Source organism: Paenibacillus taichungensis, from assembly GCF_013359905.1.
Taxonomy (GTDB): Bacteria; Bacillota; Bacilli; order Paenibacillales; family Paenibacillaceae; genus Paenibacillus; species Paenibacillus taichungensis.
Genome location: NZ_JABMCC010000016.1, coordinates 1 through 296, shown reverse-complemented (window position 1 = coordinate 296; position 296 = coordinate 1). Strand labels below are relative to the sequence as shown.

1 rRNA gene is annotated in these 296 nt (G+C 45.3%); it reads right to left on the bottom strand.

From position 1 onward, the window contains the following. Window positions 1–194: 194 nt before the first annotated feature. Window positions 195–296 (bottom strand): 16S ribosomal RNA (locus tag HP548_RS00075); the annotation flags it as partial.

Here is a 296-nt window from a genome sequence, read left to right as displayed (position 1 = left end):
TTACACAAGTTCAGCTTAAAAAGGAATGTTCTAATTCGCAATTTTCGTTTCGATATCTAGTTTTCAAAGAACAAGCTCCATGCAAAAGCAAGCTGTTTGAGAGTTTGAGCTCTCAAAACTGAGCAACGAGTGAGTAGTTTTTGCAGCTAAGCTGCGTATTTGAATGTTTCCACTCGGGAAACGATTCTCCATAGAAAGGAGGTGATCCAGCCGCACCTTCCGATACGGCTACCTTGTTACGACTTCACCCCAATCATCTATCCCACCTTCGGCGGCTGGCTCCTTGCGGTTACCCC